Annotated in this window: 23 protein-coding genes; 18 read left to right on the top strand and 5 right to left on the bottom strand. The window is 71.7% G+C overall.

Annotated features, from left to right (window positions below):
* Nucleotides 1-47 precede the first annotated feature (47 nt).
* Complete coding sequence (locus tag J5Y10_RS13755; RefSeq protein ID WP_209374480.1) at nt 48-413, bottom strand: HPF/RaiA family ribosome-associated protein; 366 nt, start codon at nt 411-413, stop codon at nt 48-50.
* Between the two features lie 165 nt (nt 414-578).
* On the opposite strand from J5Y10_RS13755, the gene J5Y10_RS13750 reads away from it, so the two are divergent.
* From J5Y10_RS13750 to trpA, 10 genes are all read left to right on the top strand, one after another.
* The gene (locus J5Y10_RS13750; RefSeq protein ID WP_209374478.1) at nt 579-1163 is read left to right on the top strand and encodes an invasion associated locus B family protein; all 585 of its coding nucleotides are present in this window, start codon (nt 579-581) and stop codon (nt 1161-1163) included.
* On the top strand, nt 1160-2374 hold the full coding sequence (gene rlmN, locus J5Y10_RS13745) for a dual-specificity RNA methyltransferase RlmN (protein WP_209374476.1): 1215 nt from the start codon (nt 1160-1162) through the stop codon (nt 2372-2374). Before J5Y10_RS13750 ends, rlmN begins: the two co-directional genes overlap by 4 nt.
* A 1266-nt stretch (nt 2375-3640) precedes the next feature.
* Nucleotides 3641-4876 carry an argininosuccinate synthase gene (locus J5Y10_RS13740; RefSeq protein ID WP_209374466.1) on the top strand — a complete coding sequence of 412 codons (1236 nt, stop codon included), beginning with the start codon at nt 3641-3643 and terminating at the stop codon, nt 4874-4876.
* On the top strand, nt 4873-6519 hold the full coding sequence (locus tag J5Y10_RS13735; RefSeq protein WP_209374458.1) for a hypothetical protein: 1647 nt from the start codon (nt 4873-4875) through the stop codon (nt 6517-6519). The genes J5Y10_RS13740 and J5Y10_RS13735 overlap by 4 nt, the downstream gene beginning before the upstream one ends.
* Nucleotides 6516-8282 (top strand): hypothetical protein, encoded by a 1767-nt coding sequence (locus J5Y10_RS13730; RefSeq protein WP_209374456.1) that lies wholly within the window; start codon nt 6516-6518, stop codon nt 8280-8282. The genes J5Y10_RS13735 and J5Y10_RS13730 overlap by 4 nt, the downstream gene beginning before the upstream one ends.
* Nucleotides 8279-8986, top strand: a complete 708-nt coding sequence (gene pyrF, locus J5Y10_RS13725) for an orotidine-5'-phosphate decarboxylase (RefSeq protein ID WP_209374454.1) — start codon at nt 8279-8281, stop codon at nt 8984-8986. The genes J5Y10_RS13730 and pyrF overlap by 4 nt, the downstream gene beginning before the upstream one ends.
* Nucleotides 8983-9633 carry a phosphoribosylanthranilate isomerase gene (locus J5Y10_RS13720; RefSeq protein ID WP_209374452.1) on the top strand — a complete coding sequence of 217 codons (651 nt, stop codon included), beginning with the start codon at nt 8983-8985 and terminating at the stop codon, nt 9631-9633. The genes pyrF and J5Y10_RS13720 overlap by 4 nt, the downstream gene beginning before the upstream one ends.
* 247 nt (nt 9634-9880) lie before the next feature.
* Entirely contained in the window at nt 9881-10765 is an 885-nt protein-coding gene (locus J5Y10_RS28740; protein WP_209374450.1) for an EamA family transporter, read from the top strand.
* A gap of 52 nt (nt 10766-10817) precedes the next feature.
* A complete protein-coding gene (trpB, locus tag J5Y10_RS13710) occupies nt 10818-12050 on the top strand; it encodes a tryptophan synthase subunit beta (protein ID WP_209374443.1) in 1233 nt (410 codons plus the stop codon).
* Nucleotides 12050-12916, top strand: coding sequence for a tryptophan synthase subunit alpha (gene trpA, locus J5Y10_RS13705; RefSeq protein ID WP_209374441.1), 867 nt, complete (start codon nt 12050-12052; stop codon nt 12914-12916). Before trpB ends, trpA begins: the two co-directional genes overlap by 1 nt.
* Before the next feature lie 8 nt (nt 12917-12924).
* Here trpA and J5Y10_RS13700 read toward each other — a convergent pair whose 3' ends face one another.
* The gene (locus tag J5Y10_RS13700) at nt 12925-14589 is read right to left on the bottom strand and encodes an alpha-amylase family protein (RefSeq protein ID WP_209374439.1); all 1665 of its coding nucleotides are present in this window, start codon (nt 14587-14589) and stop codon (nt 12925-12927) included.
* Between the two features lie 186 nt (nt 14590-14775).
* Between J5Y10_RS13700 and J5Y10_RS13695 the strand changes: the two genes are divergently transcribed.
* Complete coding sequence (locus tag J5Y10_RS13695; protein ID WP_209374437.1) at nt 14776-16428, top strand: Na/Pi cotransporter family protein; 1653 nt, start codon at nt 14776-14778, stop codon at nt 16426-16428.
* Nucleotides 16429-16493: 65 nt separating this feature from the next.
* On the opposite strand, the gene J5Y10_RS13690 is transcribed toward J5Y10_RS13695, so the two are convergent.
* Nucleotides 16494-16745: a hypothetical protein gene (locus J5Y10_RS13690; protein WP_209374435.1), complete on the bottom strand. Its 252-nt coding sequence runs from the start codon at nt 16743-16745 to the stop codon at nt 16494-16496.
* A gap of 156 nt (nt 16746-16901) precedes the next feature.
* Between J5Y10_RS13690 and J5Y10_RS13685 the strand changes: the two genes are divergently transcribed.
* Entirely contained in the window at nt 16902-17861 is a 960-nt protein-coding gene (locus J5Y10_RS13685) for a LysR family transcriptional regulator (RefSeq protein WP_209374433.1), read from the top strand.
* A gap of 65 nt (nt 17862-17926) precedes the next feature.
* On the top strand, nt 17927-18727 hold the full coding sequence (locus J5Y10_RS13680) for a hypothetical protein (protein WP_209374425.1): 801 nt from the start codon (nt 17927-17929) through the stop codon (nt 18725-18727).
* Between the two features lie 22 nt (nt 18728-18749).
* Here J5Y10_RS13680 and J5Y10_RS13675 read toward each other — a convergent pair whose 3' ends face one another.
* Complete coding sequence (locus J5Y10_RS13675) at nt 18750-19559, bottom strand: UDP-2,3-diacylglucosamine diphosphatase (RefSeq protein WP_209374423.1); 810 nt, start codon at nt 19557-19559, stop codon at nt 18750-18752.
* 334 nt (nt 19560-19893) lie between these two features.
* On the opposite strand from J5Y10_RS13675, the gene J5Y10_RS13670 reads away from it, so the two are divergent.
* From J5Y10_RS13670 to J5Y10_RS13655, 4 genes are all read left to right on the top strand, one after another.
* Complete coding sequence (locus tag J5Y10_RS13670; protein ID WP_209374421.1) at nt 19894-21993, top strand: TonB-dependent receptor; 2100 nt, start codon at nt 19894-19896, stop codon at nt 21991-21993.
* A gap of 57 nt (nt 21994-22050) precedes the next feature.
* Nucleotides 22051-22455, top strand: a complete 405-nt coding sequence (locus J5Y10_RS13665; protein WP_209374419.1) for a PRC-barrel domain-containing protein — start codon at nt 22051-22053, stop codon at nt 22453-22455.
* Nucleotides 22456-22529: 74 nt separating this feature from the next.
* Nucleotides 22530-23282, top strand: a complete 753-nt coding sequence (gene dapB, locus J5Y10_RS13660; protein WP_209374417.1) for a 4-hydroxy-tetrahydrodipicolinate reductase — start codon at nt 22530-22532, stop codon at nt 23280-23282.
* Between the two features lie 8 nt (nt 23283-23290).
* Nucleotides 23291-23920, top strand: a complete 630-nt coding sequence (locus tag J5Y10_RS13655; protein ID WP_209374415.1) for a DUF7002 family protein — start codon at nt 23291-23293, stop codon at nt 23918-23920.
* A gap of 41 nt (nt 23921-23961) precedes the next feature.
* Here J5Y10_RS13655 and J5Y10_RS13650 read toward each other — a convergent pair whose 3' ends face one another.
* Nucleotides 23962-24126 (bottom strand): DUF3309 family protein, encoded by a 165-nt coding sequence (locus J5Y10_RS13650; RefSeq protein ID WP_209374403.1) that lies wholly within the window; start codon nt 24124-24126, stop codon nt 23962-23964.
* Nucleotides 24127-24321: 195 nt separating this feature from the next.
* Between J5Y10_RS13650 and J5Y10_RS13645 the strand changes: the two genes are divergently transcribed.
* Nucleotides 24322-24897: a lipid-binding SYLF domain-containing protein gene (locus J5Y10_RS13645; protein WP_209374401.1), complete on the top strand. Its 576-nt coding sequence runs from the start codon at nt 24322-24324 to the stop codon at nt 24895-24897.
* Nucleotides 24898-24972 lie beyond the last annotated feature (75 nt).

The following is a 24972-nucleotide window of genomic DNA, read 5'->3' as shown; positions in this document are numbered from 1 at the left end:
CATCCCGCCGGCGAAAGGTCGCCCCCACCGGCCCCAGACAAAGCCGCCTAAAGCAGCCCCTCCTTCGTCGCGTTCACCGGCTTGTCCTCCCGCATGGCCCGCTTCTGCCGCCGCAGCTGCTTCGCCACCCGCTCCAGCGCCGTCGAGAAGGCGGTATAGGCATTGCCGGCATGCTCCCCATGCCCGTCGAAGAACAATCCGCGCGCCGCATGCACCCGGATGTTGCACCCGAACCCCGCCCCCTTCCCGCCCGGGGAAAAGGTCACGGTGATGTCCTCCGCCCCGTCGAAATACTTGGCGGAAAGCCGGGAAGCCTGCTCCGTCGCATGCGCCCGCAAAGCCTCGCCCACCTCAACCTGATGGCCGGAAACGATGATCTTTCCCTCGTTCGCCACATCCGCCGGTGCCGCCATGTCACGCTCCTCCTTGCTGCAGCCAAGAGAACGACAAGAACGCCCCACCCCGCCCGGCGTTGTCCCGCAATCCGCGCCCCCAACCCCCGCCACGCGGGAAGATGACCGCCCCTATGCGGCAAGGGCGGTTGAAGCCGCCCCCGCAGGAGGACTATCTCCGCCCCCATGATCCGCCATACCTCCGCCCTCGCGGCCCTTGCCCCCGTGACCCTGGGCCTGGCGCTCACCCTCGCCCCCCCTGCGGCACAGGCCCAGCAGCGCGGCGCCCGCCCGGCCCCCGCCGCCCCGACCCAGGCCCCGGCCGCCGAACAGCCCGCCGCCTCCAACGGCCCCCAGCGCCTCGGCACCTTCGGCGACTGGACCGCCGCCACCCACACCGAAGCCAGCGGCAAGGTCTGCTACGCCTTCACCCGCATGGAAGGCCGCAACAACACCCTCCTCACCGTCACCCACCGCCCCCAGGGCCGCGACCAGGTCTCCCTCCGGATCGGCCGCGCCTTCCCCCGCAACGCCGAGGTCAAGGTTGATGTCGGCGACACCGACCTCAACTTCTACACCTCCGGCGACAACGCCTTCGCCCGGGATGGCCGCGCCACCGTCGCCGCCTTCCGCAACGGCCGCGACGCCACCGCCAAGTCCCCCGCCCCCAACAACCGCAGCACCACCGAGACCTTCCCCCTCAGCGGCTTCACCGCCGCCTACGAGGCCATCTCGAAGGAATGCCCGCCCGGATCCCCCCCCCGCCGATGAACGCCCTCTCGCCCGTGGAACCGAAGGTTCTCACGCCGCCCGCCCCCCTCACGGCCACCCTCACGGAGGCCGAGCGCACCCGCATCCTCGCCAAGTCCGCCCTCTTCGCCCCCCCGGCCCAGGTGGACGCCAGTGGCCGCCGCGAACTCGTCGGCCTCTCCCGCGAGGAACTGGTCGAAGCGGTGCTCGGCATCGGCGAGAAGCCCTTCCGCGCCAAGCAGATCTGGCACTGGATCTACCACCAGGGCACCCGCGACTTCGCGGCCATGTCCAGCATCGCCAAGCCCCTCCAGGCCAAGCTGGCAGAACACTTCACCATCGGCCGCCCCACCGTCACCACCGAACAGACCAGCACCGACGGCACCCGCAAATGGCTCCTCGCCATGCGCGACAACCAGCAGGTCGAAACCGTCTACATCCCCGATGACGACCGCGGCGCCGTCTGCATCTCCACCCAGGTCGGCTGCACACTCTCCTGCCGCTTCTGCCACACCGGCACCCAGAAGCTCGTCCGCAACCTCTCCCCGGGCGAGATCGTCGGCCAGTTCATGGCCGCCCGCGACTCCTACGGCGAATGGCCCACCCCGAACGATGAGCGCCGCCTCGTCTCCAACATCGTCGTCATGGGCATGGGCGAACCCCTTTACAATTACGAGAACCTCGCCCAGGCCCTGAAGATCGTCATGGACGGCGAAGGCATCGCCCTCTCCCGCCGCCGCATCACCCTCTCCACCTCCGGCGTCGTCCCCATGATGGACCGCGCCGGCGCCGAGCTCGGCGTCAATCTCGCCGTCTCCCTCCACGCGGTGACGAACGAACTCCGGGACGAGATCGTCCCCCTCAACCGCAAATACCCCATCGAGGAGCTGATGGCGGCCTGCCACCGCTACCCCGGCGCCTCTAACGCCCGCCGCATCACCTTCGAGTACGTCATGCTCGACGGCATCAACGACTCGGAGGCTGAGGCCCGCGAGCTCGTCCGCCTCCTCCACGGCCTCCCGGCGAAGGTGAACCTTATCCCCTTCAATCCCTGGCCCGGCTCCCCCTACGCCACGTCCAAGCGCGCGCAAATCGAGCGCTTCGCCAACATCCTGAACGACGCGGGATACGCCTCCCCCGTCCGCCGCCCGCGCGGGAAGGACATCATGGCCGCCTGTGGTCAGCTCAAGACCGAGAGCGAGCGCCAGCGGAAGACCACCCCCGCCGCCTGACCGGCCCGGGGCCGCTCAGCCCCGCCCGGCAACACCACCAACGCGACCTGCCCTTAAAGCCGATCCCGCCACAGGGGCCGATGCCCATGGGACGCCCTCAGCCATAACGACAGGTCGCGCAACCAGCACATGAACGTCTCCATGATGCGACCCGCCTTCCTCCCGTGAATTCGTCTTCTGTTTCCAGAGAAGAACAGAAATCTGGGACGAATCCAAAGTGAAACAAAGGCCATGACGGCTGTTTCTCGTGGAGTGTCAGGTGAATTGGTTAGTATTTAGTGAAATTTACATTTAGCGTTTCTTCGGGTGGGTGCTGGGTGGGTTGGGTGGGGTAGCGACTCCCATTTTTTGGTCAGGGGGCGCGCTCTGCCCAAGGCTCGGCCCGACACCTAAGCCCTTCCCTGGCCGACCCGCGCTCGCCGCCCATCCCTCACGCGGATGGAGGGTGCGTTCCCGCGTGGAAGGGGGCGTGTCTGCTTGCCGGGGGGTCGGGGCGGACCGTGGTGGCGCTGGCAATCGCGCTGGCGCTGCCGGCGACCCTGCCGGGCGGGGAGCCTTACCCGGCGCGGGATACGGTCGTGGCCGTGGTGGCGCTGATTGTCGTGGCCTCGGAGGGGCTGCAGTGGGTGGGGGTACCGGGGTTAGTTAGGTCGGCGAGGGTGGGGGAAATAAGAGATCGTGAGGAACCAGGGCCTGCGTAAGCCAGAATCGCTCGCGCCCTCTGCGGCATGCCCCTCCTCCTGCTCATCAGGAAATTGGGCCTAAGAACCGCCCTCAACGGCCCGCCCTGGCTCCTGCCCGATCGCCTTTTGTCCGAAATGCTCGCTCGCACCCCGCCACCGCGCATCGCCGCCACAAAAGCGGCGGTCGCGGCAGCAAAGCATCACCTCAAATCCTTCGCCTGGCTCGCCAGGGCGGCCCTCGGCCGCAAATCCATCCCCGGGGGTCCGCTATGGCTGGCCCTAAGGCGATGCAGGGCATCGCCCTAAGCGCGCAGCACAGCGGCGTCGCCCAACGGCATTGCTGCCTCCCCCACCAGGGCGATGCGAAGCATCGTCCCGCCGAACTTGCGTTGCCCCGCGTCCTGCGTCGCGGGTGGGGCGGGACAACGCTTCGCGTTGCCCTGGGGTCTCACCCGGCCTCCAACCGGGCGGCAGCGCTTCGCGCCGCGCTCGCAGCGCTGCCGCTGCGGCAAGCCTCTGGCTTGCCCCAACCGCTGCGCTGCGGCACATCCCGCCCGATTTCTCCCGCGGAAGGCGCATTCCCATGCCCGTGAAAGACGTGAAGAAGGTCGTCCTCGCCTACTCCGGCGGGCTGGACACCTCCGTCATCCTCAAATGGCTCCAAACCACCTACAACGCTGAAGTCGTCACCTTCACCGCCGATCTCGGCCAGGGTGAGGAACTCGGCCCGGCGAAGGACAAGGCCCTCCTCCTCGGCATCAAGCCGGAAAACATCTTCATGGACGACCTGCGGGAAGAATTCACCCGCGACTTCGTCTTCCCCATGTTCCGCATGAACGCGCTCTATGAAGGCTGCTACCTCCTCGGCACCTCCATCGCCCGCCCCCTCATCGCGAAGCGCCAGATCGAGATCGCGGAACAGGTCGGGGCGGACGCCGTCTCCCACGGCGCCACCGGCAAGGGCAACGACCAGGTCCGGTTCGAGATCGCCTACTACGCCCTCAAGCCAGACGTGAAGGTCATCGCCCCCTGGCGCGAATGGGACCTCACCTCCCGCACCCGCCTCCTCACCTTCGCCGAGGAACACCAGATCCCCATCGCCAAGGACAAGCGCGGCGAAGCCCCCTTCAGCGTGGACGCCAACCTCCTCCACAGCAGCTCCGAAGGCAAAGTCCTCGAAGAACCCTGGGACGAGCCGCCCGAGGTCGTCTGGCAGCGCACCATCTCCCCCATGGACGCCCCCGACAAAGCCACCGAAATCGTCGTCCGGTTTGAGCGCGGCGACGCCGTCGCCATCAACGACGAAGCCATGTCCCCCGCCACCCTGCTCACCCGCCTGAACGCGCTGGGCAAGGAAAACGGCATCGGCCGCCTGGACCTGGTGGAGAACCGCTTCGTCGGCATGAAGTCCCGCGGCGCCTACGAAACCCCGGGCGGCACCATCCTCTACACCGCCCACCGCGCCATCGAATCCATCACCCTGGACCGAGAGGCTGCCCACCTGAAGGACAGCCTCATGCCCCGCTACGCGGAGCTGATCTACAACGGCTTCTGGTTCTCCCCGGAACGCCGCATGATCCAGGCCATGGCCGATGCCTCCCAGGCCAGCGTCTCCGGCGAAGTCCGCCTGAAGCTCTACAAGGGCAACGTCATCGTCACCGGCCGCCGCAGCCCCAACAGCCTCTACTCGATGAAGCACGTCACGTTTGAGGAAGACCAGGGCGCCTACGACCAGTTCGATGCCCAGGGCTTCATCAAGCTGAACGCGCTGCGCCTCCGCCTCGGCGCCATGGCCGGTCGCAAGGGCGGCGCCCTGTGAACCCCCCTCCGCCGGGCGGGGACCTCCCCCGCCCGGTGGCCCTCCTCCTCGCCTCCACCGCCCTCCTCGCCACCCTCGCCTATCTCTTCTGGCCCCCGCTCTCCACCGGCTTCCGCCTCTTCACCGGCGACCGGTTCGACGGCTTCATCGCCCTCGCCGTGCACGAGCACTGGTGGCACGCCCTCCGCGGCCTCGCCCCCGTCACGAAGGTCGCCTGGTTCCATCCCTGGCCCGGCACCCTCGCCTACAACGACGGCTACCTCCTCCACGGCCTCCTCTACGCCCCCCTCCGCGCCCTCGGCGCCCACCCCTTCCTCGCCGCCGACCTCGCGCAGATCGCCCAGAAGGCAACCGGCTTCCTCGCCCTCCTCCTCATCGCCCGCCGCATCCTCGCCCTGCCCTGGGCGCCCTCCATCTTCGCCGCCACCCTCGCCACCGCCCTCCCCGCGCTGGTACAGGAAATCCACCACGCCCAGTTCGCCGCCACCGGCCCCGCCCTGCTGGCCCTCTGGATGGCCCTGGAATCCGCGCGCACCCTCCTCGCCGGCCGCCACGCCGCCGCCCTCGCCTGGGGCGCCCCCGCAGCCCTCCTCTACGGCCTCGTCCTCCTCACCGCCTTCTACGTCGCCTGGGGCACCGGCCTCGTCACCCTGCTCGCGGCCCTCCTCCTGATCCTCGCCGCCCCGCGCGACGCCCTGTCCCGCCTTCGCCCAACCCCCCGCGGCCTCGCCACCCTCGCCGCCCTCGCCACGATCCTCGCCCTCGCCCTCCTCCCCGCCCTCCTCCTCTACCTTCCCCTGGTCCGGCAGACCGGCCTCCACGCCCGCGACCTCGCCCTCCTCCACGGCGGCCAGCCCCACAGCCTCATCGCGGTCGGGGAAAGCAGCCCCCTCTGGGGCTGGATGCAGGGCTGGATCACCCGCCGCGGCCGCGCCCCGCTCCAGAACGGCTTCGCCCCTTTCTTCTGGCTCCTCTCCCTCGCCGCCCTCCCTCTCGCCTGGCGCCGCGCCCGCGCCGGGGACCGGCGGGCACGCCTCCTCCTCGCCGCCGGCGGCGCCGCGCTCATCCTCTCCCTGATGACGGTCCGCTACGGCGGGGTCTGGCCCTGGGCCCTGATCTGGGATGCCGTGCCGGGCGCCCACGCCTTCCGCGTGGTGCCGCGCATCATGTTCCTCGGCGGCCCGGCCCTCGTCCTCCTCCTCGCCTGGATGCTCTGGCAGGCCAGCGCCCGCTCCCGCGCGCTGGCCCTCGCCCTCGGCGCGCTGCTGCTGCTCGATTCCTGGCGCGCCCCCCTCTGGATGCTCGACACGTGGGAGGAGCTGGCCCGCATGGAGGCCCTCGCCCCACCCACCGCCGGCTGCACCGTCTTCGCCGCCTCCCGTGCGCGGGAAGGCGTGCCGCAGGGCACCATCCCCGCCACCTACAGCCACAACGTGGACGCCATGCTCGTCGCCGCGCGGACCAACCTGCCCACGATCAACGGCTACTCCACCTTCCTCCCCCCCGGCTGGGACCTCGCCGAGCCGGGCCGCCCCGATTACCGGGAACGCCTGCAAGCCGAGGCCGCGCGCCACGGCCTCCTCCCCGGCCTCTGCACGCTGGACATGGAATCCCTCCGCTGGTCCGGCCCGGATCCCCGATGACACACCCTGCCCCGACCCGCCGCTGGGACGACATCGCCCTCGCCGCCCTTCTCGTCGGGGTGGCGGCCCTGCTCCTGACCACGCGCCGCCAGGGCATGACGGGCGACGAGCCCCGCTACCTTCTCTACGCCGCCTCCCTCATCCGCCACGGCAGCTTCACCATGCCGCTCGGGGAATGGTCCGCGATCCACCGCGCCGCCACCGGCCTGCCGGCGGCCGATCTGCCGCCCAGCCTCGTCGGCAGCAGCGGCCCCTCGCACCCCGTCTACGTTGCGGCCCTGCTCGCCCCCTTTACCCTGCTCTCCGCACAAGCGCCGCGCTTCGTCACCCTCATGGTCGGCCTTGCCGGCCTCGTCGCGGTCCACCGCCTCTGCCGCCTCGCGGCCGGGCCCCGGGCCGCCATCCTCACCACCCTCGTCGCGGCCCTCACGGTGCCGCTCATGCCCTACCTCCACCTCTTCTACATGGAGGCCTGGATCTTCGCCCTCGCCGCCTTCGCCTGGTGGCGGGTGCAGCCCGCGGGCGCGGGCCTCCGAGCGGACCTGCTGACCGCGATCGTCATCACCGCCATCCCCTTTGCCCATATGCGCGGCTCGGTCGTCGCCGCCGCCCTCTACGCCTTCCTCCTCTGGCCGGCGGTGCGCGCGGGGGAATGGCGGCGCGCGGCCCTTCTCCTCCTGCCCGGCATCGCCGGTCTGGCGCTGCTGGTCGCCCTGAACCTCGCCATCCACGGCAGCATCACCGGCCCGGTGAACAGCGCCCGCCCGCCCCTTCCCTGGGCCTGGGCGGAAGTGCTGCCGATGCAGCTCTTCAATGTCCGCCACGGCCTGCTCGCCTATGCCCCAATCTGGATCCTCGGCATGGCGGGCCTGGCCGCCGGCGCCTGGAAGGACGCCCCCCTCGCCCGCCAGGGCCTCGCCCTCCTGCTGGTCGCCGCCGTCACCGGCGTCGGCGTGAACCCCGGGGAGGGCTGGCCCGCCCGCTTCTGGGTCCTCTCCATGCCGATGCTCGCGGTAGGCCTCGCCCACTGGATCGGGAAGGAGAGGGGGATCGCCATGCGCCTCCCCGGCGCCCTCCTCCTGCTCCTCACTGCCATCAACACCGTCCTGTTCTTCGCCGGCCCCAACAACTTCCTGGAAAACCGGCAGACCACGATGAGCTACGGCGTGGTCTTCGACCGCGTCCTCCCCCTTCACTTCGGCCTCCTCCTCCCGGTGGAGCTGGACGACCCCACCCAGCGCGCCGCCCTCGCCCGCCTGCTCCTCGGCTTCGGCGCCCTGTTCCTCCTCGGCATCGGCGCGATGCTGCGGCCGGGCTGGCGCTTCGCCCTGCCCATGACTCTCGTCATCCTCGGCGGCGTGGACCTCGCCCGCGTCACGAACCTCCCGCGGGAGGCCTTCACCCTGGAAACCGGAAACGGCGCCGCCCGCGTTACCCTGCCCACCCCCCGCCCCCTGGTCGCCCTGCAATTCGGCGACGGCCGGGAGATGTGGTCCTACGAGACTGACAACCGCCTGGACCTGCAGGTCACCCGCGCGGATGGAACGGTGATCCGCCAGTCCCACCTCGTCGCGCGGCAGGTGCTGCCCCTGCGTTGCCTCGGCAGCATTGCAGCCATCACCGTCACCAGCCCCACGGGGCTGGACGTGGCGGGCGCCGCGGCCTACCGCCTGCGCCTCTACGCCCCCGCCTCCGCGGTGGAACGCCTGGCGACGCGCTTCCGGATCGGCTGCGGCGACCGCCCCGAGGAGATCCAGCCATGATCCCGCGACCGCCCCATGCCGGCATCATCGCCGCCCTGGACACGGGCAGCCCGCAGCGGGCGGAAGCCCTGGCGGAGGCGCTGGCGCCCCATGTCGGCTGCCTCAAGCTCGGCCTGGAATACTTCGTCGCCAACGGTCCCGCCGCCATTGCCCGCATCGCGGCCAGGGCGCCGATCTTCCTGGACCTGAAGTTCCACGACATCCCCAACACCGTCGCCGGTGCCGTCCGATCCGCCTGCGCCCTCCGCCCGGCCATGCTCACGATCCATGCCGCCGGAGGCCCCGCCATGGTGGAAGCCGCCCGCCGCGCCGCGGAGGAAGCCGGCCCGGACCGTCCCGCGATCCTCGCCGTCACTGTCCTCACCAGCACCGATGCCGCCACCCTCGCCAGCACCGGCATCTCCGGCGGCCCCGCCCAGCAGGTCCTCCGCCTCGCCCGCCTGGCCCTCGATGCCGGCGCCGACGGCCTCGTCTGCTCCCCCCGCGAGGTCCCGATGATCCGCGCCGCCCACGGCGCAGGCCCCCTGCTCGTCGTCCCGGGCATCCGCCCCGCCGGCAGCGCCGCGGACGACCAGTCCCGCATCGCCACCCCCGAGGAAACGGCGGATGCCGGCGCCGACTGGCTGGTGATCGGCCGCCCCATCACCGCCGCCCCGGACCCCGCAGCCGCCGCCGCCGCCATCGCGGGATCCCTGCGCCGATGACCCTCGCCAAGATCTGCGGCCTGAACGACGCCGCTGGCCTCGACGCCGCCATCGCCGGCGGCGCCGACATGATCGGCCTCAACTTCTTCCCCCCTTCCCCGCGCTTCCTCTCGCCCGAGGCCGCCGCCGCCCTCTCCGCCCAGATGCCCGCGCAGGAGGACGGCGCGCCCCTCCGCGTCGGCCTCTTCGTGGACGCCACCGACGACGCCATCGCCGCCGTCCTGGCCGCCACGGAGCTGGACATGCTCCAGCTCCACGGCGCCGAAACCCCGGAACGCGCCGCCGCCCTGCGCCAGCGCTTTGCCCTGCCCGTCATGAAGGTCCTGGGCATCGCCACCCCCGCCGACCTCGACGCGCTGGACGCCTTCGCCCCCGTCGCCGACGCCTTCCTGCTGGACGCCAAGCCCCCGCCCGGCGCTACCCTGCCCGGCGGCAACGCGGTCCGTTTCGACTGGTCCCTGCTCGCCGGCCGCCCCATTCCCCGCCCCTGGCTCCTCGCCGGCGGCCTGACGCCGGAGAACGTGGCGGAGGCCGTGCGCGCCACGGGCGCGCCGGGCGTCGACGTCTCCTCCGGCGTGGAGCGGGCGCGCGGCGTGAAGGACCCGGCCCGCATCGCCGACTTCCTGCGCGCAGCGCGTGGGGCGTGATGATCGCCCTTGCCCTCGGGAGGCTCCGCCTACCGAACCCTCCGCTGGGAGAAGAAGGAATTCTTCCCCCAGGCCCCCATCATCTTTTTCTATCACTCGGTCTCCGTGGGGCATGGCCCGCGCCGAGGCTCATGGAGGCTCGGCGAACCGACAGATCCGCATTCCCCGGCAGTCTCCCAAAAGAAGATGAGGGGTGGGGTTCCAGGGGAGGGGAGAATTCCTTCTCCCCTCCCCTGGGGCAGCCCGCGTGAAGCCCGCCCACATCGCCCTCGCGCTTCTGACCACCGCGCTCTGGGGCTTCAACTTCGTCATGATCCGGATCGCGCTGGATTCCGGCATGCCGCCGCTGCTGATGGCGGCGCTGCGCTTCGTGATCGCCGCCATTCCCGTGCTGTGGCTACCCCGGCCGGCGATCTCCACGGGGCGGCTGCTGGCGATCGGGGCCTTCCTCTTCGTCGGGCAATTCGCGCTGCTCTTCACGGGGATGGCGGCGGGAATGCCGCCGGGGCTGGCCTCCGTCACCCAGCAGTCCCAGGCCTTCATGACCGGGCTGATCGCGGCGGCGTTGCTACGGGAGAGGCCGACGCCGCGCGCCATCGCCGGGATGGCGGTGGCCTTCGCCGGGCTGGTGCTGATCGGGACGACGGTGGGCGGCAACGGGGTGACGGCGCTCGGGCTGGGGCTCTGTCTCGGCAGCGCGGCGTGCTGGGCGATGGGGAACGTGCTGCTCCGCGGCGCCGGGCGGACCGGGGATGCGCTGGCGCTGATGTCCTGGATGGCCCTGGTGCCGATCCTGCCCCTGCTGGCCATGTCCCTGGCGCTGGAGGGGCCGGGCACGGTGGCCCATGCGCTGACCCACCTGCGATGGGGCGGGGTGGCGGGGGTGCTCTACGTGGCGGTCGCCGCCACCTCCATCGGCTACGGCATCTGGGGGTTCCTGATGGCCCGCTATCCCGCCACCACGGTCGCGCCCTTCGCGCTGCTGGTGCCGATCACCGGCGCCGCTTCGGCGGCGCTGGTGGTGGGGGAGAGCTTCGGGACGGCGCGGCTGGCGGGGATGGCGCTGGTGCTGGCGGGATTGGGAATTGGGGTGCTGCGATGGCGGCGTGACCCCGCCCCCGCCTCAGGCTAAGACCCTCCTCGCCCGCGCCTTTCGGGCCAACCACGCACGGGAGACTGCCGCCGTGAACAAGCCCCTCCCCAACGCCTCCCGCCCCAACTCCCTGCGGAGTGGCCCGGACGCCCGCGGCCGCTTCGGCGATTTCGGCGGCCGCTTCGTGGCCGAGACGCTGATGCCGAACATCACGGAGGTGCAGGAAGCCTACGACGCGGCGCGGAAGGACCCGGAATTCGACCGGGAGTGGCGGCGGCTGCTGAAGGACTATGTGGGCCGCCCCTCCCCGCTCTGGTTCGCGGAGCGGCTGACGAACCACCTGGGCGGCGCGAAGGTCTACCTGAAGCGCGAGGAGCTGAACCACACCGGCGCGCACAAGATCAACGCGGTGCTGGCGCAGATCATGCTCGCCCGCCGCATGGGCAAGACCCGCATCATCGCGGAGACCGGTGCGGGCCAGCACGGCGTGGCCACCGCCACGGCCTGCGCCCTGTTCGACCTGCCCTGCACCGTCTTCATGGGCGCGACGGACGTGGAACGGCAAAAGCCCAACGTGTTCCGCATGAAGCTGCTGGGCGCGGAGGTGAACGCCGTGACCTCCGGCTCCGCCACGCTGAAGGACGCGATGAACGAGGCCCTGCGCTACTGGGTCGCGAACGTGCAGGACACCTACTACTGCATCGGCACCGTCGCCGGCCCTGCGCCCTACCCGCAAATGGTGCGGGACTTCCAGTCCGTGATCGGGGACGAGACGCGGGAGCAGTGCCTGGCGATCGAGGGGCGCCTGCCGGACGTGGTGGTCTGCGCCGTCGGCGGCGGGTCGTCGGCCATGGGCATCTTCCACCCCTTCCTCGACGATTCCGAGGTAAAGCTGGTGGGCGTGGAAGCCGCCGGGCACGGGATCGAGTCCGGCGCCCATGCCGCGGCCATCAACGGCGGATCGCCGGGCGTGCTGCACGGGAACAAGACCTACCTGCTGCAGGACCGGCACGGGCAGATCACGGAGGCCCACTCCATCTCCGCCGGCCTGGACTACCCGGGCATCGGCCCCGAGCATTCCTGGCTGCACGAGATCGGGCGCGTGGAGTACACGGCGGCCACCGACAGCGAGGCGCTGGAGGCCTTCCAGCTCTGCTCCAAGCTGGAGGGGATCATCCCCGCCCTGGAATCCGCCCATGGCCTGGCCGAGGTGATCAAGCGCGCCCCGACCATGCCGAAGGAGAGCATCATCGTCCTCAACCTCTCCGGCCGCGGCGACAAGGACATCTTCACGGTGGCCCACCACATGGGGGTGGAGATCTGATGGGCGAGACACTCCCCACCGCGGAGGGCTGCATCGAGCCGGTGCCGGGCGGCCGCATCGCCCGGCGCTTCGCCAAGCTGCGCGCCGAGGGCCGCGGCGCGCTCATGCCCTTCCTGGAAGCCTACGACCCCGATCCCGCGACGAGCATGGCCATCCTGCGCGGCATGCCCGGCGCGGGGGCGGACCTGATCGAGATCGGCGTGCCCTTCACCGATCCCGCCGCCGATGGCCCGACCGTGCAGAAGGCCGGGCAGCGCGCGCTGAAGGCCGGCGGCACGCTCGCCGGCGCGCTCGCCATGGTCAGGGACTTCCGGCGCGACGACGAGAGCACGCCGCTGGTGCTGATGGGCTACCTGAACCCCATCCTCGCCTATGGCCCGGAGCGCTTCTGCGAGGATTGCCGCTGCTCCGGCGTGGACGGCCTCATCATCGTGGACATGCCACCGGAGGAGGCGGACGAGGTGCAGCCCTTCGCGCAAGGGCTGGACATGATCCGCCTGGTGGCGCCCACCACGCTGGAATCACGCCTTCCCACCGTGCTCGATGGCGCCAGCGGCTTCATTTACTACGTTGCCATCACCGGCATCACCGGCACGCGCTCCGCCGACGCGGCGGACCTCGCCGCCGCCATCCCCCGCATCCGGGCGGCGACCGACCTGCCCGTCGCGATCGGCTTCGGCGTGCGCACCCCGCAGCAGGCCGCGGAAGCGGTGCAGGTGGCGGACGGCGCCGTCGTCGCCTCCTCCCTCATCGAGATCCTCGTCGGAACGCTGGACGAGGAGGGCCGCGCCACCCCCGGCACGGTGCGCGCCGTGCTGGACGGGGTACGGGCCCTGGCGGAAGGCGTGCGCGGCGCGCGGGACTAGCCGCCGCCCTAGATCTCCGTGCGGCGGAGCAGGTAGTCCAGCCCGCCCACGCGGAACCAGCGGTAGCCGTAGGGCTCCATCAGGATGCGGTGGTGCTTCCCGTCCGCCGGCTGGCTGTGATCCTCCGAGAGGAGGTTGATCAGCAGGCTGTCATGCGACCCTGAGGCGCCGGGATCGACCTCGATCTCCTGCGGCTCCGCGCTCAGGTTGTGCACCGCCAGCACGGAGTTGCCGCGCCAGTCGTAGCGGATGGCCAGGATGTCGTCCCGGCCCGTGGGCACCACCTCGAAGTCGCCCCACCCGATCTCCGGGATCTCCTTGCGCATCCGGATCACGCGCTCCGTCCAGTTGAGGAGGGAGGAGGGATCGCGGCGCTGGGCCGCGACGTTCACGTGCTCGTAGCCGTAGGGCCCGCCGGAGATGACGGGGTTGGGCGGCTCGTCGTGCTTGGTGAAGCCGCCATGCGGCTCGGTGGACCACTGCATCGGCGTGCGCGCGCATTCCCGCTCCGGCAACGAAAGGTCGTCCCCCATGCCGATCTCGTCGCCGTAGCGGATCACCGGCGTGCCGGGCAGGGTGAGCATCAGGCTCGTCGCCAGCTCGTAGCGGCGCCGGTCCCCGTGCAGCATCGGCGCGAGGCGGCGGCGGATGCCGCGGTCGTAGAGCTGCATGGACTTGTCCGGCCCGAAGGCGGCGAACACGGCCTGGCGCTGCCGCTCCGTCAGCCGCCCGAGGTCCAGCTCATCATGGTTACGCAGGAACAGGCCCCATTGCGCGCTGGCCGGGCGCCCGCGCGTGGCCTCCAGCGCCTTGGCCAGCGGGCGGGAATCCCCCGCGGCCAGGGCGTAGAACAGGTTCTGGTTGACTTGGAAGTTGAACATCATCTGCATGCGGTCGCCGTCATCCCCGAAGTACTCCATGTCGGTCTTCGGCAGCACGTTGGCTTCGGCGAGGATGATGGCGTCGCCCTTGCGCCACTGCAGGAACTCCCGCAGGTCGCGCAGCATGTCGTAGCGCTCCACGGGCTTCACGACATCCGCGCCCTTCTTCGCGATCACGAAGGGCACCGCATCCATGCGGAAGCCGGAGACGCCGAGCTGCAGCCAGAAGCCCATGATCTTCAGGATCTCGGCCTGCACATGGGGGTTCTCGGTGTTGAGGTCCGGCTGGAACTCGTAGAAGCGATGGAAGTAGTAGAGCTTCGCCTCCGCGTCGCGCGTCCAGGTCGTCTTCTGCACGCCGGGAAAGACGATCCCCTCCTCCGCATTCGCCGGCCGCTTGTCCGACCACACGTACCAGTCCCGGTACTTGGAGTGCGGATCGCGCCGCGCCTCCTGGAACCACGGGTGCTGGTCCGAGGTGTGGTTGACGACGAGGTCGATGATCACCCGCATCCCGCGCTGATGGCAGCCATGGGTGAACTCCACGAAGTCGCCGAGCGTGCCGTAGCGCGGATCGACGCCGTAGTAGTCCGAGATGTCGTAGCCATTGTCTTTCTGCGGGGAAGGCTGGAACGGCATGAGCCAGATGCAGGTGGCGCCCAGGCCCTGGATGTAGTCCAGCCGCCGCGTGAGCCCCTCGAAGTCGCCGACGCCGTCGCCATTGGCGTCCATGTAACTCTCGACAGAGAGGCAGTAGACCACCGCGTTCTTGTACCAGAGGTCACTGATCATCCGCGCCGCCCTGCCTGCCAGGGTCGGAAACCGCCTCTCCGCTCCGTGGTTTCCGCGCGCGTTCCGTCCCGGGAAGCGGGAAGGCCCCCTCACCGGCCGCGGAGGCATGAGGAAGGTTCCACATAAAAACGTGCATCCTTCCTAGGATGGTACCTATATGAGGGCCTGCTCGCCGGGGTACCCGCATTGGACGCACTGCGCCTGCTGATCGAACTGGCCGGGGAGGCCGCGCTCCTCCTCTTCGGCCTGCACCTCGTCCAGCGGGGCGTGCAGCGCGCCTTCGGGCCGAATCTCCGCCGCGCGGTCCGCGTCGCCCTCGGCTCCCGCCTCCGCGCTTTCCTCGCCGGGCTCGGCGTCACCGCGGCCCTGCAGAGCAGCACCGCCGCCGCCCTCATGGTGGGCGGGCTGGCGGCCACGGGCACGCTCGGGCTGGAACCGGCGCTGGCCGCGATGCTCGGCGCCAATGTCGGCACCGCCCTCATCGTCCAGCTTCTCTCCTTCGACGTGCGGGCGGTCTTCCCCGCCCTCCTCCTCCTGGGCTGGGCCGCCTATCGCCGCCCCGGCACCCGCCAGCGTGAGGCCGGGCGCGCCGTCTTCGGCCTCGGCCTCATGCTCGCCGCGCTGCACCTGATGCTGGACAGCATGGCCCCCCTCCAGACCTCCCCCGTCTTCCGGGAGGCGCTGCACCTCCTCGCCGGCTATCCCGTGCTGAACCTCGTCGCCGCCGCGATGCTTGCCTGGGCCATGCACTCCTCCGTCGCGGCGGTCCTGCTCGTCGGCTCGCTCGCCGGCGCCGGGGTGCTCGGTCCCCAGGCCGCGGTCGCCATGGTGGTGGGCGCCAATCTCGGCAGCGCCGTCACCCCCGTCCTCGCCGCCCGGAACGGCGCGCAGGACCTCTCGCGCCTCCGGATGCCGCTCGGCAACCTCGTGAACCGCCTGGCCGGCGCCCTCCTCGCCCTCGCCCTGCTCGCGCCCCTCACCGAAGCCCTGGGCGCGCTGGACCCGGCCCCTGCCCGGCTGGTCGCCAATGCCCATCTCGGCTTCAACCTGGTCCTCGCGATCGTCACCCTGCCGCTTCTCGGGCCCTTCGCCCGCCTGCTCACCCGCCTGCTGCCGGCGCCACCCGCCGCCGCGGACGCCGCCGCCCCCCGCTACCTGGACCCGGACGCCGTCTCCACCCCTGCCGTCGCCCTCGCCAACGCCTCGCGCGAGGTGCTCCGCATCGCGGACGAGGTGGAGGCGATGCTGCGCGATGCCGCCGCCGCCCTCCGCCGCGGCGACGTGGACCGCGCCCGCGCCACCGCCCGCCGCGACGACGTGGTGGACGGCCTCCACCGTGCCGTCCACGCCTACCTCGCCAACCTCCCGCGCGAATCCCTCACCGCCGCCGAGGCCACCCGGCTGGAGGAGATCCACAGCGCCGCCATCATCCTGGAGCATGTGGGCGACATGGTGGAGCGCGGCCTGGCCCGCCACGCCACCCGGGCCGCCCGCCGCGGCACCGCCCTGCCGCCCGCCCTGGCCGGGGAGCTCGCGGCGCTGCACGGCCGCGCCATCGCCCAGCTCCGCCTGGCCATCGCGGTCTTCATGGGCGGGGATCCTGCCGCCGCCCGGCAGCTCGTGCTGGACAAGGAGGCCTGGCGCGAGGCCGAGCGGGAGGCCGCCAGCCGCCTCGGCCATTGCGCGGACGATGCCTCCGCGGCCACCGCCCGCCTTGCCCTGGACGTCACCCGCGACCTCAAGGGCATCGCCGGCCACCTCGCCGCCATCGCCCACCCGCTGCTGGAGCGCGAGGGCCTGCTCCGCGTCAGCCGCCTCCGCTCCGTCCCCGCCGCCTGACGGAACAGAGGGCCGCCGGCATCCCGGCAGCCCCCTTCGATTCATCCCGCCCCGGGGCGGAAGCCTTACTGGTGCTGGCCGGCGCCGCCCGTCGCGCCGCTCGCCTCCAGCAGGTTCAGCGCGGCCCTCCCCGCATCACGCGTCGTCACCGGGTGGCGCGGCCCCAGCAGGCCCCGCTCGGCGGAATCATAGGCGCCATAGGCGGAGGCACCCTCCTTGGGGGAGGAGCCCTCGGCGGCCATCGCCCCATGGGCCAGCCCGGCCCCGGCCAGCACGGCAGCGAGGCCGAGGGCCCGGAACGTCTTGAAAGCGAACATGATACATATTCCGTGTGAATGCCGGCGGCGTTTATTGCCGTCCGATGGCAGCCTTATGTTCCGGCGCCCCGGCCTCTCCAGCCCGGTTTGACGAATAGCTACCATTCACCCCATGGATGCTATACGCCTTGACACCCGCCCAGCCAGAGTCGCCCCATGTCGCAGCGCAGCATCGAAACCGGTCTCCGCAAGTTCGACCTGAACCTCCTGCCGGTCTTCTGGACGCTGATGAAGACCCGCAGCGTCACCCGCACGGGGGAGGCCCTGTTCCTCTCCCAGCCCGCCACCTCCGCCGCCCTCGCCCGCCTCCGCGCCTCCTTCAAGGACGACCTCTTCGTCCGCCAGGGCCGCACCCTGGAACCCACTCCGAAGGCGGAGGCGCTGATGGAGCAGCTCGGCCCCCTGATGCAGGGCGTGGCCGGCGCACTCGGCGAATCCATCCCCTTCAATCCCGCGACGGACGCCCGCACCTTCCGCATCGGCATGGCCGAGGACGTGGCCATGGCCGTGATGCCCGCCCTGCCCGCCATCCGGGAGGCCGCCCCGCACTGCCGCCTCATCAGCCGCGCCGCCAGCTACCGCACCATTCCCGAGATGTTCGCCACCCGCGAGATCAGCCTCTTCATCGGCCATGTGGAGGAACTGCCCGCCAGCTCGAAGCAGCGCGTCATCCGCCGCACCGGCTGGGTGGTGCTGCGCGACTCCGCCTCTCCCGGCCCGGTGGACCTCGACACCTACTGCGCCCGCCCGCACCTGCTGGTCACGCCGCGCGGCGACCTCACCGGCATCGCGGACGAGATCCTGGCGGGCATGGGCCGCCAGCGCGAGGTGGTGCTGGGCCTGCCGGACTACGCCCTCATTCCCCGCGCCCTGCTCGGCACGAACCTGCTCTGCCTCGTCAGCGAGGCGGTCTTCGACGCCCTCTCGATCCTGGACGACAAGCGCCGGCTGGCGGCCGACCCGCCGCCCTTCCCCTGCCCGGAATCCGTCACCTACATGGCCTGGCGCGGCGCCGTGGACCACGATCCCGGCGAGATGTGGCTTCGCGCCCAGCTCATTCAGGCGCTCACGCAGCACGAGCCGAAGGGCATGGCCCCGCCGCTCCGCCCCTCCTGAGGGGTGGCGCGGTTGATCGGCGTGCCGCGTGGCCGGTAAGGCGGCGGCATGACCAGGAGCCGCCCATGCGCCGCCTTCTCCTCCTCGCCCTGCTGACGACCCATGCCGTCGCCGGGGGGGCGGCCACGCCGGAAGCCGGGAACGGGGCCGGCGACCGCCTCATCCCCCTCGTCTCGCCCCCCGCCCCGAACGGCGCCGCCCCCACCCAGGCCTGCACCGCCGACAGGCGCTGGTGCGTCCTCCTGACCGAACCCGACGAGGGCGGCGCGGTCCGGCCCTTGGTTCGCGCCGGCAACGCGGCCCGGACGGCACCGCCCCCACCGGCCGAGGACTCGTCCTCCGAGGAGACCTTCGGCGTCTGGCCCGCGCTCCTCCCGCTGAAGGATGGCGGCTTCCTGGCCGGGGTCGAGGTGCGGACGGGCACCTCCTATTCCGGCGGCGGGGGAAGCGCGACGGAGCTGCGCCTGTTCCACCTCTCCGCGAACGGGACGGCCGGGACCGAGCCCGTGCTCACCGCGCCGCTGGGGGCATCCCTGATGATCCGGGCCTGCTTCAGCGAGAGCGACATGCGCAGGCGCCGGGGCGCGTGCCACGACGAGTACGGCTTCTCCGGCCGAATCGCGCTGGCGCCCGGTGCCGCGGCCGAACGCCCGGCCCTGACCTACAGGACGGAGGCCTGGGCCTTCCCGCGCGGCGTCTCCCGCTCCGGCGACTCCACGACGATGAGGCCGCTGGGGCGGGGCGACCTCGTGCGGCAGCGCGACGCGCGCTGCAGCTTCACCCGGCGGTTCCGCTTCGATGCCGCGGCGGGCGCCTACCGCCCCGAGGCGCCGCTGCCCGACTGCTCCGACTACACCGTTCCCTGAGGGCGGGCGGCGGCGGGCCGTCCTACCCCGCCACCTTCTCCTGCGCCGGCCCGCGCCGCTCCCGGAAGAAGGAGAGGCGCCGCTCCGCCGCCCAGTCCACCAGCTCGAAGCGCCCGTCGGCGTGCTCCACCAGCGCGGTGCAGCTCTCCACCCAGTCGCCGTCATTCATGTAGGTCACGCCGCCGATGTCGCGCATCTCGGCGTGGTGGATGTGGCCGCAGACCACGCCGTCGAAGCCGCGGCGCCGCGCCTCGTGCGCCAGGGCCTCCTCGAAGCGGTCGATCGCCTTCACCGCCCCCTTCACCTGCCGCTTCAGCCACATGGAGAGCGACCAGTAGGGATAGCCGAAGCGCCGCCGCGCCAGGTTGAACAGCCGGTTCATCTCCAGCGCCGCGTCATAGGCCCAGTCGCCCATCAGCGCGATGAACTTGGCGTAGCGGACCACGCTGTCGAAGGCATCGCCGTGGATCACCAGCAGCCGCCGCCCGTCCGGCGTCACGTGCTCCGCCTCGGCCGCCAGCCGCACGCCGGCGATCTCCAGCCCCAGCCAGTCGCGGAAGGCCTCGTCGTGGTTGCCGGGGATGTAGACCACCTCCGTGCCGTGCCGCGCCATGCGCAGAACCAGCCGGATCACCTCGTCGTGGTGCGGGTCCCAGAACCAGGACTTCCGCAGCCGCCACCCGTCCACGATGTCGCCGACGAGGTAGAGCCGCTCGCATTCCAGCCCGCGGAGGAAGTCCGCCAGGAAATCCGCCCGGCATCCCCGCGTGCCCAGGTGCACGTCCGAGAGGAACACGCTGCGATACCGCCGCGCCGTCTCGCTCTGGTGCATCGGGCCCTCATCGTTCCGCACGCCCCGGCCTTACCCGCCGCGCCGGGGCGTTCCCGTGACGGCGGCGTGACCGTCCTGCGAAAGCGTCATCCGGGTGCCGGGAAAGCGGGGCGCGGCGGAAACCCGTCACGCCCCCATTCACCCATCCGGCACCGGTGCGCCCGCAACGGCGTCACGAACCGGGCAGCCCCGGGCCGCGCCAAGGTCGTTCCGGCCGGGTCTGGTCCCTGCCGGATGCCCGCAGCAACCGCCCTCCCACCGGCTCCTGGCCATGGCCACGGCCCCGCCTTCCCGGCAGATTGCCGCATCGCAGGAAAAAGGCCGGAACGACCCGATGCAGGAACCGCCGGGGCAGGCACCCCGCCCCATCACCCCGCGGCACCGCGCCCTCCGCCCTCTTGCCATCCCTCTCGCTGCCCTTCTCGCGGGGCCTTTCGCATCCCGAGGCGCGACCGCCCAGCCCGTCATCCTGCCGCCCGTGGAGGTCACGGAAACCGCCCCCGCCCCCGCCGCCAGCGCGCTGGAGATCCCCCGCGCCCACCTCCTCGCCCGCCCCGTCGCCCGCACGGGCGAGGTGCTGGAGGCAGCGCCCGGCCTGATCGTCACGCAGCACAGCGGGGAGGGAAAGGCGAACCAGTACTTCCTCCGCGGCTTCAACCTGGACCACGGCACCGACCTCGCCATCAGCCTCGACGGCATGCCCGTGAACATGCCGACCCACGCCCACGGCCAGGGCTACGCCGACACCAACTTCCTCATCCCCGAGCTGCTGGACGGAATGCAGGTCCGCAAGGGCCCCTACTTCGCCGATGACGGCGACTTCGCCACCGCCGGCGCCCTCCGCCTCGGCCTGGTGAACACCCTCCGCCCCTTCGCGCAGGTCACGGGCGGCAGCTTCGGCTACTGGCGCGGCCTCGCGGCCGGTTCCGTCAACCTCGGCGCCGGCAACCTCCTCGCCGCGGTCGAGGCCACCGCCTACGACGGTCCCTGGGACCGCCCGGACGCCCTGCGCCGCCGCAACGCCCTGCTCCGCTACAGCGAGGGCACGGAGCGGGAGGGCTTCTCCCTCACCGCCATGACCTATTCCGGCCGCTGGCACGCCACGGACCAGATCCCCGCCCGCGCCGTGTCCGAGGGGCTGATCTCCCGCTTCGGCACGCTGGACCCCACCGATGGCGGCAGGGCCGAGCGCCACAGCCTCTCCGCCCGCTGGGCCACCACCGGCCCCTACGGCACCACCCGCGCCAGCGCCTACGGCATCCGCTCCACCCTCGACCTCTACAACAACTTCACCTTCCTCCTCGACGACCCGGAGAACGGGGACGGGTTCCTTCAGCGCGACCGCCGCTGGACCTATGGCGGGGAGGTCTCGCACAGCCTTCCCTGGCAGGCCTTCGGCCGCCCCGCCGAGACCCGCATCGGGCTGCAGGCGCGGGGGGACAGCATCCGCCTCGGCCTCCTCCACACCACCGCGCGCGAGATCCTCTCCACCACCCGCGCGGACCGCGTGACACAGGGAACGGCCGGCCTCTTCACCGACACCACGATCCGCCCCCTCCCCTGGCTCCGCCTGACGGGCGGCCTGCGCGCCGACTGGGCCGGCGGCACCGTCCGGGCCGACACGCCGGAGAATTCCGGCGGCACGGGCGCCTGGATCGCCAGCCCCAAGGCAGGCCTCGTCCTCGGCCCCTGGTGGCAAACGGAACTCTTCCTCAACGCCGGCAGCGGCTTCCACAGCAACGACCTGCGCGGCACCACCATCACCGTGGATCCCGCGGACCGCGCCACGCCCCTCCCGCGCGTCCCCCTCCTCGTCCGCGCCAGGGGCGCCGAGATCGGCCTGGCCACCCGCGCCATCCCCGGCCTGGAGAGCCGCCTCGCCCTCTTCGTCCTCGACCTCGCCTCCGAGATTCTCTTCGTGGGCGACGCCGGCACCACGGAACCCAGCCGCCCCAGCCGCCGCACCGGCGTGGAGTGGACGAACGACTGGCGCCCCCGCCCCTGGCTGAACCTGGACCTCGACCTCGCCGCCACCCGCGCCCGCTTCACGGACCGTGCGCCAGAAGGGGCACCGGAGGGCCGCCGCATCCCCGGCGCCCCGGACCTCGTCCTCTCCGCCGGCCTCACCCTCGGCGAGGAGTTGGGATGGTTCGGCACCGCCCGCCTCCGCCTTTTCGGCCCCCGCCCGCTGGTGGAGGACAACAGCGCCCGCTCCAGCCCCACCGCCCTCGTCAACGCCCGCCTCGGCTACCGCTTCGCCCGCGGCCTCACCGCCTCGCTGGACGCCCTCAACCTCCTCGACACCAAGGCGAGCGGGATCGACTACTTCTACCCCTCCCGTCTGCCCGGAGAGCCGGCGGGGGGCATCGCCGACCGCCACTTCCACCCCGTGGAACCCCGCGCCTTCCGCGTCACCCTCGCCGCAAGCCTCTAAGGCCAAACCCACCCCCACCCCTCGGCGTTTCCCCATCCCAAACGGGAGAACCCGACCATGTCCGACGTCTTTCCCACCGGCACCGACAACACCATCCGCCCGGAAAGCCCCCACCGCCTCATCTCCGCCGACAAGGTGGAGGGCACCGCCGTCTACGACCGCGCCGGAGAGCGTCTCGGCACGGTCGAGGACCTGATGATCGACAAGGTCTCCGGCCGCGTCGCCTTCGCGGTGATGTCCTTCGGCGGCTTCCTCGGCCTCGGCGAGAACCACCACCCCCTCCCCTGGTCCGTCCTCACCTACGACACGACCAAGGGCGGCTACGTGGTGGACCTGACCCGCGAGCAACTGGAGGGCGCGCCCGCCTACGCCGCGACGGAGAACATGGACATCTCCGACACCAACAGCCGCCGCGTCTACGACTATTATAAGGCCCAGCCCTTCTGGCTCGAGGTGTCGTAACGCCCCCGCGCCCCTTCCCCCGCCCCGCAATCCCAAGCAAAACGCGGGGACCACGGGCGGAAGGGAAAGGGCGCATGGCCTCTATCGGCATCCTCGGAATCACCGGCCGCATGGGCCGCCTCCTCGTCGAGGAGGTGGCCGCGGCCGGCGCCGCCCTCGCCGGCGGCACCGCCCGCCGCGGCGACCAGTGGCCCACGGATCCCGCCGCCCTCGCCCGCACCGCCGATGTCCTCATCGACTTCACCACCGCGGACGCCGCCATCCCCCACATCGCCGCCGCCGAGGCCGCCCGGAAGCCCCTGATCCTCGGCACCTCCGGCCTCAACGCCGCGCAGGAAGCCCGTCTGGCCGAGGCCGCGCGCCACATCCCGATCGTCTACGCCGCTAACTTCTCCCCCGGCGTGAACCTGCTGCTCGCCGCCGCCGAGCGCCTTGCCTCCGCCCTCCCCGCCGAGGCCTACGACGCGGAGATCACCGAAACCCACCACCGCCAGAAGGTGGACGCCCCCTCCGGCACCGCCCTCGCCCTCGGCCACGCCGTGGCCAAGGGCCGCAGCACCACCCTGGAGGCCGCCGGCATCGAATCCGGCCGCGACGGCCACACCGGCCCCCGCAAGACCGGCGCCATCGGCTTCGCCTCCCTCCGCGCCGGCCAGGTGGTGGGCGAACACACCCTCCTCTTCGCCGCGGGCACGGAGCACATCGCCCTCACCCACCGCTCCTTCGACCGCCGCGTCTACGCCACCGGCGCCGTCCGCGCCGCCCTCTGGGCCCTCGGTAAGTCCCCCGGCCTCTACGGCATGGGCCACGTCCTCGGCATGGCCTGACGCAGGGCATGGCAGAAGCGATGGAAGCGGCGGCCCGCTTCGCCGCCCGCTTCCCCACGCTCTTCCACGTCACGGACCCGGAGGCCCTGCCCGGCATCGCCACGAACGGCCTGCTCTCAGCGGCGGCCCTCGTCGCCCTCTACGAAGTCCGGGAACCCGACCGCCCCGCCTTGCTCGAGCACAACCGCGGCCGCGGCAACTTCACCCGTCTGCACCGCGAAGGCCTCCCCGGCGCCACCCTCCGCGACCAGTGGATGCCCGACGCCCCCCTCGCCCAAACCCTCCACGGCACCTACGCGAACGACCCCACGGCCTGGCGCCGCCACATCAACGCCCATGTCTTCTTCTGGCTCAACAAACCGCAGGCCGAACGCCTCGCCCGCGTGAACCGCGCCCGCGCGCAGACACTCCTCGCCTTCGACACGGCCCGCCTCCTGGCAGCCCACGCCGACCACGCCTTCACCACGCCCATCAACACCGGCATCGCCCAGGGCCTCTACGGCCGCCCCGGCTCTCCGCGTGACGAGCACACCTTCCAGCCCATCGCGTCCTACCCACGGCCGGACCGCCGCGCCCCGAAGGAACTCGCCATCCGGGACGGCATCCCGGACGCCATGGCCTATCTCATTCAATCCTGAAAGGGCCGGAAGAGCACCGCCCCCCCGGCCCCGAACTCAACTCACATCCCGCCGCGCCCGAACAGCAGGTAAACGATCAGCACGATCACCAGCAGCCCGAGGATGCCGCCAAACCCGCCACCCCCGTAATACCCGCTCCGATACCCGTAATACCCGCCCCCGCCGAACAGCAAGAACAGCACGATGATGATCAGGATCAGCGTCATCGGCCCATCTCCATTTTTCCTGGCGCAGGACGCGCCGCAGTTCCTCAACGCAGGAACTCACCTTTCGTACCGCCACCCCCTTGCACTTCGCACATCGCCCACCACCCGGCATCCAAAGCCCCGCAAGGCGCGTTTCCCAACCGCCCCGCCGGCCCATCCCCCCCGGCCCAACCTCCGGCCCAAAGGAGCCCCACGATGCCCGCGCCCACCCGCCGCGCCCTGACCACACGCCTCCTCCCCGCCGCGGCCGCGGCCCTCGCCGCCCCCACAATCCTCCGCCCCACCCCCGCGCAGGCCGCCACCGCCGCCGAGATCACCGCCGAGGTCAACGCCGCCCTCGTCTCCCTCCGGGAGCGCGCCGAAACCCGCAACCTCTTCGCCCAGGCCCGCGCCACCCTCATCTTCCCCCGCATCATCCAGGGCGGCTTCGTCGTCGGCGGCCAGTACGGCGAAGGCGCCGCCCTCCGCGGCAACACCATCCAGGGCTACTACAACATCGCCGGCGCCTCCTTCGGCCTCCTCATCGGCGCCCAGGCCGCCGGCCTCGCCATGTTCTTCATGACCGACGAAGCCCTCGGCGCCCTCATGCGCGCCGACGGCTGGGAAATCGGCACCGGCCCCTCCGTCGTGGTGCTGGACCGCGGAGACCAGGTGAACTTCACCGCCACCACCCTCCGCGAACCCGTCTACGCCATCACCTTCAACCAACAGGGCCTCATGGCCTCCATCTCCCTCAACGGCACCAAGATCTCCCGCATCAACCCGTCCTAAGTCCTGACGGGGCCGGCCTAGGGAGCGCCGCCCCCTAGATCCCCCGCCGGGGGGTGGACGCACCCCCCGGACCCC

The sequence above is a fragment of the Roseomonas indoligenes genome, assembly GCF_017813365.1.
GTDB lineage: Bacteria > Pseudomonadota > Alphaproteobacteria > Acetobacterales > Acetobacteraceae > Roseomonas > Roseomonas indoligenes.
This window is presented reverse-complemented; position numbering and strand designations above follow the sequence as displayed.